Below are 14,041 nucleotides of genomic sequence, written 5' to 3'. Positions count from 1 at the left end.
GTAGGCCGGTGGCGCACGGCCCGGCACGCGGACCCCCGCGCCGGGCCGTACGCCTTTCCCCCTCCCTGGAGGTCCCCGTGGGTCGATATGTGCTCCGGCGGCTGCTGCAGATGATCCCGGTCTTCTTCGGCGCCACGCTGTTGATCTTCCTGATGGTGAACGTGATGGGCGATCCCATCGCCGGGCTCTGCGGCGACCGGGCCTGCGACCCGGCGACCGCCGCCCGGCTGAGGCAGGAGTTCGGCCTCGACAAGCCCGTCTGGCAGCAATACCTGACCTACATGGGCAACGTCTTCACCGGCGACTTCGGCACCGCCTTCAACGGGCAGCCGGTCACCGAACTGATGGCCAACGCCTTCCCCGTCACCATCCGGCTCACCATCGTCGCCATCCTCTTCGAGATCGTCATCGGCATCAGCCTCGGCGTCGTCACCGGCCTCAAGCGCGGCCGCCCCGTCGACACCACCGTCCTGCTGCTGACCCTGGTCGTCCTCTCCGTCCCCACCTTCGTCACCGGCCTGCTCGTCCAGCTGCTGCTCGGCGTGAAGTGGGGCTGGATCGACCCGGCCGTCTCACCCGCCGCCACCTTCGACGAGCTGATCGTCCCCGGCCTGGTCCTCGCCTCGGTCTCGCTCGCGTACGTCACCCGGCTCACCCGCACCTCGATCGCCGAGAACAAACGCGCCGACTACGTCCGCACCGCCATCGCCAAGGGCCTCCCGCGCCGCCGGGTCATCAGCCGCCACCTGCTGCGCAACAGCCTCATCCCGGTGGTCACCTTCATCGGCGCCGACGTCGGCGCGCTCATGGGCGGCGCCATCGTCACCGAACGGATCTTCAACATCCACGGCGTCGGCTACCAGCTCTACCAGGGCATCGTCCGGCAGAACACCCAGACCGTGGTCGGCTTCGTGACGATCCTCGTCCTGATCTTCCTGCTGGCCAACCTCCTGGTGGACCTCCTGTACGCCGTCCTTGACCCGAGGATTCGCTATGCCTGAGCCGCTCGAACCGCTGGAAGAGGGTCGCTCGATCGCCGCGACCGGCGCCGGTGGAGCCACCGACCTCGCCATGGACGAGGCCGAGACCCTGGAGAAGAACCCCGTCGGCCCCCGGGGCACCGGACCCGACAACAAGCCCCGCTCCCTCTGGTCCGACGCCTGGCACGACCTGCGCCGCAACCCGATCTTCATCATCTCCGGCCTGATCATCCTCTTCCTGGTCGTCATCGCGATCTGGCCGTCCCTGATCGCCTCCGGCGACCCCCTCGACTGCGACCTCTCCAAGGCGCAGGAGGGCTCCCAGCCCGGCCACCCCTTCGGCTTCAACGGACAGGGCTGCGACGTCTACACCCGCACCGTCTACGGGGCCAGGGCCTCCATCCAGGTCGGCGTCCTCGCCACCCTCGGCGTGACCCTGCTCGGCGCCGTCCTCGGCGGTCTCGCCGGCTTCTTCGGCGGCGCCTGGGACGGCTTCCTCTCCCGGATCACCGACATCTTCTTCGCCATCCCCGTCGTCCTCGGCGGCCTGGTCCTGCTCTCCGTCGTCAGCAACAACACCGTCTGGCCCGTCATCGGCTTCATGGTGCTGCTCGGCTGGCCGCAGCTCTCCCGCATCGCCCGCGGCTCGGTGATCACCGCCAAACAGAACGACTACGTGCAGGCCGCCCGCGCGCTCGGCGCCTCCAACTCCCGGATGCTGCTCCGGCACATCACGCCCAACGCCCTCGCGCCCGTCATCGTCGTCGCCACCATCGCCCTCGGCACCTACATCGCCCTGGAGGCGACCCTGTCCTTCCTCGGCGTCGGCCTGAAGCCGCCGACGGTCTCCTGGGGCATCGACATCTCCTCGGCCTCGCCGTACGTCCGCAACGCGCCGCACATGCTGCTCTGGCCCTCCGGCGCCCTCGCGATCACGGTGCTCGCCTTCATCATGCTCGGCGACGCCGTCCGCGACGCCCTCGACCCGAAGCTGAGGTAGGCACCCATGCTGCTCGAAGTACGCGACCTGCACGTGGAGTTCCACACCCGCGACGGGATCGCCAAGGCGGTCAACGGAGTGAACTACTCCGTCGACTCCGGGGAGACCCTCGCCGTCCTCGGCGAGTCCGGCTCCGGCAAGTCCGTCACCGCCCAGGCCGTCATGGGCATCCTCGACATGCCCCCCGGGAAGATCACCGGCGGCGAGATCCTCTTCCAGGGCCAGGACCTGCTCACCCTCAAGGAGGAGGAGCGCAGGAAGGTCCGCGGCGCCAAGATGGCGATGATCTTCCAGGACGCGCTCTCCTCCCTCAACCCCGTCCTCAGCGTCGGCGAACAGCTCGGCGAGATGTTCGTCGTCCACAAGGGGATGAGCAAGAAGGACGCGCGCGCCCAGGCCGTCGAGCTGATGGACCGGGTCCGCATCCCCGCCGCCAAGGAACGCGTCGGCCAGTACCCCCACCAGTTCTCCGGCGGCATGCGCCAGCGGATCATGATCGCCATGGCGCTCGCCCTCGAACCCGAGCTGATCATCGCCGACGAGCCCACCACCGCCCTCGACGTCACCGTCCAGGCCCAGGTCATGGACCTGCTCGCGGAGCTCCAGCGCGAGTACAACATGGGGCTCATCCTCATCACCCACGACCTCGGCGTCGTCGCCGACGTCGCCGACACCATCGCCGTCATGTACGCCGGCCGGATCGTCGAGAAGGCCCCCGTCCACGAGATCTACAAGGCACCCGCCCACCCCTACACCCGCGGCCTGCTCGACTCCATCCCGCGCCTGGACCAGAAGGGCCAGGAGCTGTACGCGATCAAGGGCCTGCCGCCCAACCTGCTGGCCATCCCGCCCGGCTGCGCCTTCAACCCGCGCTGCCCGATGGCCCAGGACGTCTGCCGCACCGACGTGCCCCCGCTGTACCAGGTCACCGACTCGCCCGCCCCGCGCTCCAGCGCCTGCCACTTCTGGAAGGAGTGCCTCCATGGCTGAGGCGATTCTCGAGGTCCGGGACCTGCACAAGCACTACCCGCTGACCCAGGGCGTCCTCTTCAAGAAGCAGGTCGGCGCGGTCAGGGCCGTCGACGGCGTCGACTTCGACCTCGCCGCCGGCGAGACCCTCGGGATCGTCGGCGAGTCCGGCTGCGGCAAGTCGACCGTCGCGAAGATGCTGGTCAACCTGGAGAGGCCGACCTCCGGGTCGATCAAGTACAAGGGCGAGGACCTCACCAAGCTCTCCCCGCGCGCCCTCAAGGCCGTCCGCCGCAACATCCAGATGGTCTTCCAGGACCCGTACACCTCGCTCAACCCGCGGATGACGGTCGGCGACATCATCGGCGAGCCGTACGAGATCCACCCCGAGGTCGCGCCCAAGGGCGACCGGCGCCGCAAGGTCCAGGACCTGCTCGACGTCGTCGGCCTCAACCCCGAGTACATCAACCGCTATCCGCACCAGTTCTCCGGCGGTCAGCGCCAGCGCATCGGCATCGCCCGCGGCCTCGCCCTCCAGCCCGAGATCATCGTCGCCGACGAGCCGGTCTCCGCCCTCGACGTCTCCGTCCAGGCCCAGGTCGTCAACCTGCTCGACCGGCTCCAGTCCGAGTTCTCCCTCTCGTACGTCTTCATCGCCCACGACCTGTCGATCGTGCGGCACATCTCGGACCGGGTCGGCGTCATGTACCTCGGCCGGATCGTGGAGATCGGCACCGGCGCGCAGATCTACGACCACCCCACCCACCCCTACACGCAGGCGCTGCTCTCCGCGGTGCCCGTGCCGGACCCCGAGGCCCGCGCCCACCGCGAGCGGATCATCCTCACCGGCGACGTGCCGTCCCCGGCCGACATCCCCTCCGGCTGCCGCTTCCGCACCCGCTGCTGGAAGGCGCGGGAGCGGTGCGAGCTGGAGGTCCCGCTGCTCGCCGTCCCGGCCGTCTTCCGCCTCACCGACAGCCCCGCCCACCACCCCTCCGCCTGCCACTTCGCGGAGGAGAAGCGGGTCGTCCCGCCGGAGGACTCCCTGATCCACCCGGACCCCCTGGCGGACGGCCCGGCCCCGCTGGAGGCGACCCGGGAGGCCCGGGCCCCGGAGGGACCGGGACCGGAGAGGCGGGGACCGGAGGGACGGGGTCCTGAGGGGCCGGGACCCGGGGGACCGCCGCCGGAGGGGCCGCCCGAGGAGCCGGGAAGTCCGAAGACCCTCTGACGCCGGGGCCCGACGCGGGCCGGATGCGGAGGCTGACGCGGGCCGGAGGCCGGGGCCTGACGCGGGGTCCGTCGCCGGGGTGTTTAACGCCTCGGCAATCACCGAGTATCGGATCCGATATACGAATACTGGATCCTGTCGGACATGCGGCCCGTGCGGGTGCCGTCGACCGGCGGGGGCTCCCCGAGCCCCCGCCGGGACACCGTTCCGCCGAACCGCTTGTCCCCGCCGCCCCTGACCGTGAGTATCGGCCCCGTGACTGTGACACGACCGGCACGTCTCACCGGCGGGGCGCTCGCCGCCGTCCTCGCGCTCGTCCCCTTCGTCTGGATCCTGTGCGACCTCGCCGCCCTCGGCTCGCCCGAGGACCTGTTCCGGTCCTGGGCCGGCCACCGCTTCCGCCCCGGCCCCGCCCGGGCGGCCACCACCCTGCTCGACCCGCTGCTCTGCCTCGCCGCCGCCGGCACCGCCCTCGCGGCCCTCCGGTCCCGGCACGCCGCCGCCGCGCTCGCCGCCACCGGCGCCGTCACCCTCGCCGTACGGCTCCCCGGCCTCTGGGCCCACGGCACCGGCCCCCTCGTCACCGCGCTCGCCGAAACCGCCCTGGGCGCCGGACTCCTCCTCACCGCCCTCGTCGGCCGCCGCCCGCCCGCGGGCCCCGGGGAACCGGTCCCCACCCGGCCCCGCCCCGCGCCGGCCGCCGCCGCGGGCGTCCTGCTCGCCGTCGCCGCCGTCGTCCTGCTGACCGGGGAGGTCGACCGGGTCACCGGCCTCGACCTCCGCCTCGCCGTCGACCGCTTCACCGGCGGCCGCTCCGCCCTCGGCCCCGCGCTCGGCGTGCCGCCCGGCTGGCTCGCCGCGGTCCTCGTCGCCCTCCACCTGACGGCCGCCGTCTCCGCCTTCACCACCGCCCGGCACACCCGCCCCCTCGGCCTCCTCGCCGGCGGCCTCCTCCTCGGCACCGGCCTCGCCGAACTCACCCGCCTCGCCCGCCTCCACCTCGGCGACGACATCCGCTACGTCACGGCCCCCGAACCCGACCTCGCCGCCCTCGCCACCGCCCTCTACTGCGCGCTCGCCGGGGCCGCCGTCCTCGCCCTCCTGGCCGGGCGCGGCGCCCCCGACGCCGCACCCGCACCGCGCCCGGCGGCGGCGACCCCGCCGCCCCCCTACCCGCGCCCGCCCGGCTGGTGATCCCGGAAGCCGCCCAGCGACCGCTTGAGGAAGTCGACCTGGAGCAGCAGCAGGTTCTCCGCCACCTGCTCCTGCGGGGTCATGTGCGTCACCCCCGACAGCGGCAGCACCTCGTGCGGGCGGCCCGCCGCCAGCAGCGCCGACGACAGCCGCAGCGCGTGCGCCACCACCACGTTGTCGTCCGCGAGACCGTGCACGATCATCATCGGCCGGGCCGGCTCCTCGGGCGCCGACAGGCCGTCGTCGCCGAGCAGCGACTGCGCCGCGTACACCTCGGGCTCCGCCTCCGGGGCGCCCAGGTACCGCTCCGTGTAGTGGGTGTCGTACAGCCGCCAGTCCGTCACCGGCGCCCCCACCACCGCCGCGTGGAAGACGTCGGGCCGCCGCAGCACCGCGAGCCCCGCCAGGTAGCCGCCGAACGACCAGCCCCGCACCGCGACCCGGTCCAGGTCCAGCGGGAACCGCTCCGCGAGCGCCCGCACCGCGTCCACCTGGTCCTCCAGGGTCACCGCGAAGTCCCGCAGCACCGCCTTCTCCCACGCGGGGGAGCGCCACGGCGTCCCCCGGCCGTCCGCCACCACCACCGCGAAGCCCTGCTCGGCGAACCACCGGGAGGTCAGGTGCGCGTTGTGCGCGGCCACCACCCGGGGCCCGTGCGGGCCGCCGTACGGATCCATCAGAACCGGCAGCGGCCCGTGCCCCTCCTCGTACCAGGACGGCAGCAGCACCGCGCAGGGGATGCGCCGCTCGCCGGCCTCCGTGAGCACCGGCCTGGCCCGCAGCGGCGGTTCGGCCGCGTACGAACCCACCACCGCCACCTGCCGGCCGGCGCGCAGCACCCGTGCCACCGAACCCGGCGCGTCCGGCCGGGAGGAGACCAGCACGGTCACCTCGCCGCCGCGCACCGCCCCGTGCCAGCCCACGCCCTCCGAGACCCGCTCCACGCCGGCCGCCGACACCCGGTACACGTGCGTCTCGCCCGTCTCCGGGGCCTCGGCCGCCTCGCCCGCGGACGCCGACACCAGCACGTCGTCCTCGCCGACGTCGAGCACCGCCCGCACGTGCAGCGAGGCGTCCGTCAGCCGCTCCCCGCCGACCGACAGGGCCCGTGCCCCGCTCTCGTCGCCGATCCGCACCAGCTCCCCGGCCGGCGACCAGCACGGCACCCCCGGCAGCAGCTCCAGCCAGGCCGGGTCCGTGTCCTCCCGAACGGTCGTCGTCGCGCCCGAGGCCGGGTCCACCGCGAGCACCCGCTGGCTGCGCTGGTCCCGGGTCTGGACGAGGAGCAGCGGCGCGCCCGCCGGGGACCAGTGGACGCGCGCGAGGTAGGGGAACCGCTCCCGGTCCCACACCACTTCGGCGCGGGAGCCGTCGAGGCCGAGGCGGAAGAGCCGCACCTCCGCGTTCGGAGTGCCCGCCGCCGGGTAGGCGACCCGTTGCGGCTCCCGGTCGGGGTGCGCCGGGTCCGCGATGTACCACCGGCGCACCTCGCGGTCGTCCGCGCGGGCCACCAGGAGGGCGTCCGACTCGGGGGACCACCAGAATCCGCGGTCGCGCCCCATTTCCTCCGAGGCGATGAATTCGGCCAATCCGTAGGTGGTGTTCGCGTCCTCCGGAACCGCCAGTTCCCGATCACCGGAACCATCGGCTCCGACCACCCGCAGGGCCCCGCCCGACACATACGCCACGAGGCGTCCGTCCGGCGACGGGCGCGGGTCGATCACCGGCCCCGGCACCGGCAGCTCCCGCGACGTCCCGGCTCGCAGCTCGGCCGTGAACAGCCGTCCGGACAGGGCGAACGCCGCCAGCTCCACCGCCGCGTCCACCGCGTAGCCGACGATCCCCGCCGACCCCTCGCGACTGCGCTCGCGCCGCGCCCGCTCCTCGGCCGACAGCTCCTCCTCGGCCCCCGCGAGCAGCGCGGACGGCTCCGCGGCGACCCGCTCCACCGGCTCCCCGCCGTCCGCCGGCAGGTCGAGCACCATCAGTGCGTGCGTCCGGTCCGTGCCCGAGGCGGAGCGGACGAAGGCCACCCGCCGTCCGTCGGGGGAGACCGAGAATCCGCGCGGCAGCCCGAGCGTGAACCGCTGGGTCCGGGCGTGCAGGCGCGGGAAGGAGAGCCCCACGGGTGGGGCGGCAGAGTGCTGCTGAGACAAGGTCATACGGCCGAAAGTAGCGCTGTACGCCCCCTCGCGCGCCTGTACGCCGATCAATGCGCGGGTACGGATAGTTATGATCCGTAGCGCTTGGTGGGTACCCCGCCGTGGGTATGCACTCGCGTGGGGTCCTCGGGCACATGCCCGAGGCCCGCACCGACCGCACGAGGCACGGGCACCCGCCCGGGCGCACCACCCGCACGCAACCGCACGCACGAACCGCTCGAACAACCGACCGAAGGTGGAGGTGAACCGCCGTGGCACTCTCGCTCTCGATCTCCGTGGTGGTGCTGCTGGCGATCGTCGTCTTCCTGCTGATCCGGAAATCCGGACTCAAAGCCGGACACGCCGTGGTCTGCGCGCTCCTGGGCTTCTACCTCGCCAGCTCCTCCCTCTCCGACTCGATCACCACCCTCACCACCAACGTGGCGAGCATGATCGCGGGGCTCAAGTTCTGACCCGGGCGGTCGGCGGCGGCCCCGCCTCGTAGGCTGGGGCCATGACCGATCTCCCCGCCCGTCGTCTGCTCCTCGTGCACGCGCACCCGGACGACGAGTCGATCAACAACGGCGCCACCATGGCCAGGTACGCGGCCGAAGGCGCCCTGGTCACCCTGGTCACCTGCACCCTGGGCGAGGAGGGCGAGGTCATCCCGCCCGAGCTCGCCCACCTCGCCCCCGACCGCGAGGACCGCCTCGGCCCCCACCGCGTCGGCGAACTCGCCGCCGCCATGGCCGCCCTCGGCGTCACCGACCACCGCTTCCTCGGCGGCGAGGGCCGCTTCCGCGACTCCGGCATGATGGGCGTCCCCCAGAACGAGCGTGCGAACGCCTTCTGGAACACCGACGTCGACACCGCCGCCGCCCTCCTCGTCGAAGTGATCCGCGAGACCCGCCCCCAGGTCCTCGTCACCTACGACCCCGACGGCGGCTACGGCCACCCGGACCACATCCAGGCCCACCGCGTCGCCATGCGCGCCGCCGACCTCGCCGCGGACCCCGCGTACCGCCCCGACCTCGGCCCCGCCCACGCCATCGCCAAGATCTACTGGAACCGGGTGCCCCGTCCCGTCGCCGAGGCCGGCTTCGCCCGCCTCGCCGCCGAGGGCTCCGCCTTCCCGAAGGACGCCGCCGTCGACGACCTCCCCGGAGTCGTCGACGAGGACCGGATCACCGCCGAGATCGCCGGCGGCGACCTCGCCGAGCCCGGCTCGTACGCGGCCCGCAAGAGCGCCGCCATGGCCGCCCACGCCACCCAGGTCGCCGTCGACGGACCCTGGTTCGCCCTCTCCAACGACCTCGGCCAACCCCTCCTCGCCACCGAGTACTACGAACTCGTCCGCGGCACCCCGGGCGCCCCGGCCGGCGAGCGCGAGACCGACCTCTTCGCGGGCCTCCCCGCCGGGGGCGAGGTGGCGGGCCGATGAACACCCCCGTCACCCGGTACGCCGCCTACGCCGGACTCCTCGTCCTCGGCGCCCTCGTCGGCACCGCCGGCGCCCTCGTGCAGGCCGCCTGGCTGCCCGTCGGGCTGCTCCTCGCCCTGCTCGCCACCGCCGCCCTCTTCTACGGCGGCATGCGCGCCACCGGCAACCAGGTCGGCCTCGCCGCGGCGGGCGGCGGCTGGCTCCTCGCCGTCATCCTGCTGAGCCTCGGCCGCCCCGAGGGCGACGGGCTCTTCGGCGGCGGCCTCGGCGAGCTGGTCTTCCTCTTCGGCGGCATGGGTGCCGCTGTGATCTGCGCCACCGTCAGCAGGCTGCCGCAGAACACCCCGTGACCCCCCGGAGAACCACCCGTGAGCTGCGGGACTTCCCACCGGGCGGATAACCTGCGGCGCCGGACAGTATGGTGGTGCGCGCCGCCGAACCGCCCGGGACCGTACGAGCATCAGCAAGAGCGGGCGGCGGAGCCAACCGGGAGATCCTGCTTTGAGTCGTGAAACTGGTCGAGAGACCGACAGTTCGTCCTCCGGCGCCCAGGGGCGCGGCGGGGCCGCCTACCCGTCGGGAACCCAGCCCTATGGATCCCGCGAGTATCCGCCGCTCCACCCGGCGCAGGACGCGCCGGCGGAGGCCTCCGCCGCGCCCGCGCCGCCGGAGGAGCCGAAGACCGAGACCACCCTGACGACCCGGATCCGCATCAACATTCCGGGTTCGCGGCCCATCCCGCCCGTCGTGGTCCGCACGCCCGTCGCGGAGGCCGAAGCCGCCCCGGTCGCACCGGAGCGGCCCGCCCCCGCGCCCGAGCCCGCGCCGGCCCCCGAGCCGGCCGCGCCCGAGCCGCCGCAGGCCGGCGAGGCTCCCCAGGGCAAGGAGACCAGCGACTGGTTCGCCCCCCGCAAGAACGCGGGCCCGGCGCCCACCGCCCCCACGAGCGGGCCCGCGACGCCCGCTCCGAAGGCCCCCGGCGGCCCGCAGACCTCCGGCACCGGCTTCGCGGGCTCCGCGACCGCGGGCGTGCCCACGGTCGGCAGCACGCCCTCCAGCCGCCCCGTGAGCAACCCGCTGTACGACACCGGCACCCTTCCCGGATACGAGGGCACTCCCGCCGCGGGCGTCCCCCTCTACGACGGGCCCCGTCCCGACGCCACCCCGGCCGAGGGCACCCCGCGGTACGACGGCACGCCCCCGGCCGGCACCCCCCGCTACGACGGCCAGCCCACCGGCCCCACCACCGGACCGGCCTCCGGCCTCGCCGACCTCGGCGGCGGCCAGGGCCCGCGCCCGCCGATGCCGCAGCGCCCCGGCGCCCCCCGCCCCGGCGCCCCCCGTGCGGGCGGTCCGCTCGCGGGCGCCCCGACGGCCGGCGGCGCCGGTGCCGGCGCACCGCGCATGTCCGACGACACCGCGATCCTGACGCCGCAGCAGCTCGGCTCCCTGCGCGGTCCCGGCGGCCAGGGCGGTCCGGGCGGCCAAGGCGGTCCCGGCGGCGGCCAGGGCGGTCCCGGCGGTGCGGCCGGCGGCGGCCGGATCTCCGGTGACACCCTCACCAGCGGCATCCCGGTCGTCCCCCCGGCCGGCGGCCGCCCCGACCCCGCCCCGCGGGCCGACGGCCACCGGGCACCGTCCCCGGCGGCGAGCCGGCAGCCGGCGCCGGGCCTCACGCCCGTGCCCAAGCCCGCCCCCGCCCAGGCCCCGGCCAAGAAGGGCCGCTCCAAGCTGGTCCTCGCCGCCGTCGGCCTCGTCGCCGTCGCGGGCGTCGCCTACGGCGCCGGGCTCCTCCTGAACCACTCCGACGTCCCCAAAAACACCACCGTCCTCGGCGTCGACATCGGCGGCGGCACGAAGGAGGAGGCCGTCGCCAAGCTGGAGGCGAGCCTCGGCAAGCGCGCCGCGACCCCGCTCCAGCTCACCGTCGGCGGCAAGAAGGTCCAGCTCGCCCCCGACAAGGCCGGGCTCGCCCTCGACAGCCAGGAGACCGTCCGGGGCGCCGCGGGCAGCGACTACAACCCCGTCTCGGTGATCGGCTCGCTCTTCGGCGGCGAGCGCGTCGCCAAGCCGGTCTTCCCGGTCGACGACGAGAAGCTCGCCGTCGCCCTGCGGGACCTCGCGGGCACCTCGTCCTCGGCGACCGAGGCGACGATCCTCTTCGCCCCGAACAAGGTCACCGCCGTGGAGGGCAAGCCCGGCCAGGGCCTCGACGTCCAGCGTTCGATGATCTCGGTCAAGGACGCCTTCCGCGCCCAGGTCGAGACCGGCGTGAACAAGGTCGTCGAACTCCCGGTCAGCGTCCGCCGGCCCACCGTCACCAAGGCCGAACTGGACCGGGCGATGAAGGAGTTCGCCGAGCCCGCCATGTCCGACCGGATCACCATCCGCGCCGGCGGCAGGTCCATCGACTTCGGCCCGGCCCGCTCGCTGCCGCAGATCCTCTCCATGAAGGCCGTCGACGGCCACCTGGTGGAGGTCTACGACAAGAAGGCGATCACCCGCCTCCTCGAAGGCACCTTCGACGGCGTCATGGTCACCAAGGGCGACGGCTCGAAGCACGAGGTCTCCGCCGACGACGTCGCCTTCGTCATGCGCGACGCCCTCCGGGGCAGGACCAAGGCGGAGCGCACCGCCACGATCGACCTCTCGGGCAACGGCTGACCCCCGGCGCGGCGCCCGCGCGAACGGCCCCCGTCCTCGTCCGAGGACGGGGGCCGTCCCCGTGCGGCCCGGCGCCCTCAGCCGGCGACCAGCACGGCGGACAGCGCCAGCGCCCCGGGCAGCGCCTGGGCGAAGAGGATCCGCCGGTTGGCGGTGGCGGCCCCGTACACCCCCGCGATCACGACGCACGACAGGAAGAACACCCGCACCCCGAAGCCGGTGGGATCGTCCGCGATCAGACCCCACACCAGCCCGGCGGCGATGAACCCGTTGTAGAGCCCCTGGTTGGCGGCCATGGCGGCGGTCTCCCGGGCGAGCCGCGCGTCGAACCCGGAGAACCGCCGCCCGGTGTCCTTCTCCCACAGGAACATCTCCATCACGAGGATGTAAAGGTGGAGCAGCGCGATCAGGGCGACGAGGATGTCCGCGGTCAGAGGCATGCCCCCATTGTGGGCGGGGGAGCGCCGGGGAGACGGCTGCGACGCGGCGTGGACGACCTCCACCGGGGAGGCGCCCCCCCTGGCCCGCCGACCGGTCCCGAGGGAACGCACGGACCCGAGAGGCCGGCCCACCGGAGGCCCCTCGCCGTCGCTCCACGCGCCGCCCGAAACCGTGTTGCCCCGCCCCAGGGGCCGCTCCTAGACTCGGCGGCCGGGGGAGCGGGGTCGTAGCACAGAGGTAATGCGCCGCGATGGCATCTCGGAGGACGCCGGTTCGAATCCGGTCGCCCCGCTCCCTCTTCGCGGCCCCACCGCCTACGCTCGGCCCATGATCGAGATCAGCCTCTCCGACGCCGAAGTCGCCGCCCTCGCCGCCCGCGTGGGGGCCGGAGTCGTACGGGACGCCTACGGGCGCGAACTCGAACGGATCGACAAGGGCGCGGGGGACTTCGCCACCGCCGCCGACCTCGCCGCCGAGCGGGCCATCCTCGACGTGCTGCGCGGAGCCCGGCCCGAGGACGGCGTCCTCGGCGAGGAGGGCGGCGCGCAGGGGCCCGGGGGCACCCGGCGCCAGTGGCTCGTGGATCCGCTCTGCGGCACCCTCAATCACGCCGTGGGGAACAAGCTCGTCGCCGTCAACGTCGCCCTGCGCGGCGGGGCGGCCGCCGTGGCCGACCCCTTCGCGGGCGAGGACGGCGAGGTGTTCCGCACCGACGGGAAGACCGCCTGGGGCGACGACGGCACGGTCCTGGCGCCCACCGCCGCCACCGGACTCGTGGACGTGAACCTCGATCCGCCGTTCCCCTCGGCGCCCGGCTTCCGGGCCGTCGAACTGCTCGCCCACCCCGACTTCGTCGCCGGCTTCCGGCCCCGGGTCGTCTCCACCTCGCTCGCCCTCGCCTGGGTGGCGACCGGGAAGCGGGCCGCGTACGTCACCGACGGCGGCGACCTCGCCGACAGCGTCCACTTCGCCGCCGGCATCGCCCTCTGCCGCGCGGCCGGCTGCGTCGTCACCGGCCTCGACGGCACCCCGATCGGCCAGGGGCCGGCCCGCGGCCTCGTGGCCGCCGCCGACGCGGAGACCCACGCCCGCCTCGTGGCGATGATCCGGAAGACGCCCTAGTTGAGGCGGGCCCTGGCCGCCCGGGCGCGGTGGCGGATCGCGGCGGCCGACTCCGGGTCGACCGCGTCCATGATCTCCGCGTACGCCTCCATCTCCGCCGCCCCGGCGAGGAAGTCGCCGCGCTGGACGAGGAGTTCGGCGCGTTCGTAGCGCAGGCGGGCCGGGTGGGAGGGGAGCAGCAGGGCCAGGTCCACCGCCCACAGGGCGACGTCGGAGCGTTCGGGGCGCGGGGTCGCCCAGGCGCGGATGTTGCCGAGGATGCGGAGCACGATGGCGCCGGGCTCGGCCGGTCGGAGCATCGAGCGGTCGAGGGCCTCGCCGGTCGCGCTCGCCACGAGCAGTTCGGCGTCCTCGGCGGTCATCGCGCGGCCGCCCGCGAAGGGGTCGACGAGGTCGAGGTCGGCCGGGTCGCCGAAGCCGACGACGAAGTGGCCGGGGAGGCCGAGCCCGTACACGGGGGCGCCGGCGCGCCGGGCGACCTCCATCCACACCACGGAGAGCAGGATGGGCAGGCCGCGGCGGCGCCGCAGCACCTCGTGGAGGAGCGAGGACTCCAGGCGCTGGTAGTCGGCGGGGACGCCCTCGAAGCCCTCGCGGACGCCGAGGAGCGCCGCCAGCTCCTCCTTCCAGGCACCGGTCCACCGGGTGCCGTACGGGACGAGTCCGGCGAGCCGGTCGAGTTCGACGTCCGCCTCGACGAGGTCGTGTTCGGTGACGGTCGGGTCGGCCACCGCGCAGATCAGCAGGCAGAGCCGGGCGAGGTCGGGCCGCTCGGCCCGGGCCTCCTCCGCGAACTCCCGCCGCCGGTCGGGCGACGGGTCCGGCGGTCGTCTCAGGGGGTCCTCCGCGCTCACGCCG

At 74.3% G+C, this 14,041-nt stretch carries 13 protein-coding genes and 1 tRNA gene; 11 read left to right on the top strand and 3 right to left on the bottom strand.

Translation table 11 applies throughout. The annotated features are described in order from the left end of the window. Positions 1 to 77: 77 nt before the first annotated feature. From ACFZCF_RS08065 to ACFZCF_RS08045, 5 genes are all read left to right on the top strand, one after another. Positions 78 to 1,001, top strand: coding sequence for an ABC transporter permease subunit (locus ACFZCF_RS08065; RefSeq protein WP_391285392.1), 924 nt, complete (start codon positions 78 to 80; stop codon positions 999 to 1,001). Continuing rightward, a complete protein-coding gene (locus tag ACFZCF_RS08060) occupies positions 994 to 1,980 on the top strand; it encodes an ABC transporter permease subunit (RefSeq protein ID WP_391285390.1) in 987 nt (328 codons plus the stop codon). Before ACFZCF_RS08065 ends, ACFZCF_RS08060 begins: the two co-directional genes overlap by 8 nt. A gap of 6 nt (positions 1,981 to 1,986) precedes the next feature. Further along, positions 1,987 to 2,970 (top strand): oligopeptide/dipeptide ABC transporter ATP-binding protein, encoded by a 984-nt coding sequence (locus ACFZCF_RS08055; RefSeq protein ID WP_391285387.1) that lies wholly within the window; start codon positions 1,987 to 1,989, stop codon positions 2,968 to 2,970. Then, positions 2,963 to 4,180: a dipeptide ABC transporter ATP-binding protein gene (locus tag ACFZCF_RS08050; RefSeq protein WP_391285385.1), complete on the top strand. Its 1,218-nt coding sequence runs from the start codon at positions 2,963 to 2,965 to the stop codon at positions 4,178 to 4,180. The genes ACFZCF_RS08055 and ACFZCF_RS08050 overlap by 8 nt, the downstream gene beginning before the upstream one ends. 255 nt (positions 4,181 to 4,435) lie before the next feature. Beyond that, the gene (locus ACFZCF_RS08045) at positions 4,436 to 5,374 is read left to right on the top strand and encodes a hypothetical protein (protein ID WP_391285383.1); all 939 of its coding nucleotides are present in this window, start codon (positions 4,436 to 4,438) and stop codon (positions 5,372 to 5,374) included. Here ACFZCF_RS08045 and ACFZCF_RS08040 read toward each other — a convergent pair. Further along, positions 5,350 to 7,536 (bottom strand): prolyl oligopeptidase family serine peptidase, encoded by a 2,187-nt coding sequence (locus ACFZCF_RS08040; protein ID WP_391285381.1) that lies wholly within the window; start codon positions 7,534 to 7,536, stop codon positions 5,350 to 5,352. The two genes, ACFZCF_RS08045 and ACFZCF_RS08040, sit on opposite strands and share 25 nt — an antisense overlap. Before the next feature lie 251 nt (positions 7,537 to 7,787). On the opposite strand from ACFZCF_RS08040, the gene ACFZCF_RS08035 reads away from it, so the two are divergent. From ACFZCF_RS08035 to ACFZCF_RS08020, 4 genes are all read left to right on the top strand, one after another. After that, on the top strand, positions 7,788 to 7,988 hold the full coding sequence (locus ACFZCF_RS08035) for a hypothetical protein (RefSeq protein ID WP_169087190.1): 201 nt from the start codon (positions 7,788 to 7,790) through the stop codon (positions 7,986 to 7,988). A gap of 41 nt (positions 7,989 to 8,029) precedes the next feature. After that, positions 8,030 to 8,956: an N-acetyl-1-D-myo-inositol-2-amino-2-deoxy-alpha-D-glucopyranoside deacetylase gene (mshB, locus tag ACFZCF_RS08030; RefSeq protein WP_391285379.1), complete on the top strand. Its 927-nt coding sequence runs from the start codon at positions 8,030 to 8,032 to the stop codon at positions 8,954 to 8,956. Next, the gene (locus ACFZCF_RS08025) at positions 8,953 to 9,306 is read left to right on the top strand and encodes a DUF6113 family protein (RefSeq protein ID WP_391285378.1); all 354 of its coding nucleotides are present in this window, start codon (positions 8,953 to 8,955) and stop codon (positions 9,304 to 9,306) included. Before mshB ends, ACFZCF_RS08025 begins: the two co-directional genes overlap by 4 nt. A 151-nt stretch (positions 9,307 to 9,457) precedes the next feature. Then, positions 9,458 to 11,620, top strand: coding sequence for a hypothetical protein (locus ACFZCF_RS08020; RefSeq protein WP_391285376.1), 2,163 nt, complete (start codon positions 9,458 to 9,460; stop codon positions 11,618 to 11,620). 77 nt (positions 11,621 to 11,697) lie between these two features. On the opposite strand, the gene ACFZCF_RS08015 is transcribed toward ACFZCF_RS08020, so the two are convergent. Further along, on the bottom strand, positions 11,698 to 12,060 hold the full coding sequence (locus ACFZCF_RS08015) for a DUF1304 domain-containing protein (protein WP_388436781.1): 363 nt from the start codon (positions 12,058 to 12,060) through the stop codon (positions 11,698 to 11,700). A gap of 219 nt (positions 12,061 to 12,279) precedes the next feature. On the opposite strand from ACFZCF_RS08015, the gene ACFZCF_RS08010 reads away from it, so the two are divergent. Together ACFZCF_RS08010 and ACFZCF_RS08005 are read left to right on the top strand one after the other, a co-directional pair. Then, positions 12,280 to 12,354, top strand: a tRNA-Ala gene (locus ACFZCF_RS08010). A gap of 34 nt (positions 12,355 to 12,388) precedes the next feature. Further along, complete coding sequence (locus ACFZCF_RS08005) at positions 12,389 to 13,183, top strand: inositol monophosphatase family protein (RefSeq protein ID WP_391285373.1); 795 nt, start codon at positions 12,389 to 12,391, stop codon at positions 13,181 to 13,183. On the opposite strand, the gene ACFZCF_RS08000 is transcribed toward ACFZCF_RS08005, so the two are convergent. Then, positions 13,180 to 14,037, bottom strand: a complete 858-nt coding sequence (locus ACFZCF_RS08000) for a tetratricopeptide repeat protein (RefSeq protein WP_391285371.1) — start codon at positions 14,035 to 14,037, stop codon at positions 13,180 to 13,182. The two genes, ACFZCF_RS08005 and ACFZCF_RS08000, sit on opposite strands and share 4 nt — an antisense overlap. Positions 14,038 to 14,041: the final 4 nt, after the last annotated feature.

This window comes from Streptomyces sp. NPDC007945 (assembly GCF_042958885.1).
GTDB lineage: Bacteria > Actinomycetota > Actinomycetes > Streptomycetales > Streptomycetaceae > Streptomyces.
This window is presented reverse-complemented; position numbering and strand designations above follow the sequence as displayed.

What these genes read in the sequence shown, in the direction of transcription:
- ACFZCF_RS08060 (WP_391285390.1), top strand. Translation starts at nt 994, where the DNA reads ATGCCTGAGCCGCTCGAACCGCTGGAAGAGGGTCGCTCGATCGCCGCG.
- ACFZCF_RS08055 (WP_391285387.1), top strand. Translation starts at nt 1,987, where the DNA reads ATGCTGCTCGAAGTACGCGACCTGCACGTGGAGTTCCACACCCGCGAC.
- ACFZCF_RS08050 (WP_391285385.1), top strand. Translation starts at nt 2,963, where the DNA reads ATGGCTGAGGCGATTCTCGAGGTCCGGGACCTGCACAAGCACTACCCG.
- ACFZCF_RS08040 (WP_391285381.1), bottom strand. Translation starts at nt 7,536, where the DNA reads ATGACCTTGTCTCAGCAGCACTCTGCCGCCCCACCCGTGGGGCTCTCC.
- mshB (WP_391285379.1), top strand. Translation starts at nt 8,030, where the DNA reads ATGACCGATCTCCCCGCCCGTCGTCTGCTCCTCGTGCACGCGCACCCG.
- ACFZCF_RS08025 (WP_391285378.1), top strand. Translation starts at nt 8,953, where the DNA reads ATGAACACCCCCGTCACCCGGTACGCCGCCTACGCCGGACTCCTCGTC.
- ACFZCF_RS08015 (WP_388436781.1), bottom strand. Translation starts at nt 12,060, where the DNA reads ATGCCTCTGACCGCGGACATCCTCGTCGCCCTGATCGCGCTGCTCCAC.
- ACFZCF_RS08005 (WP_391285373.1), top strand. Translation starts at nt 12,389, where the DNA reads ATGATCGAGATCAGCCTCTCCGACGCCGAAGTCGCCGCCCTCGCCGCC.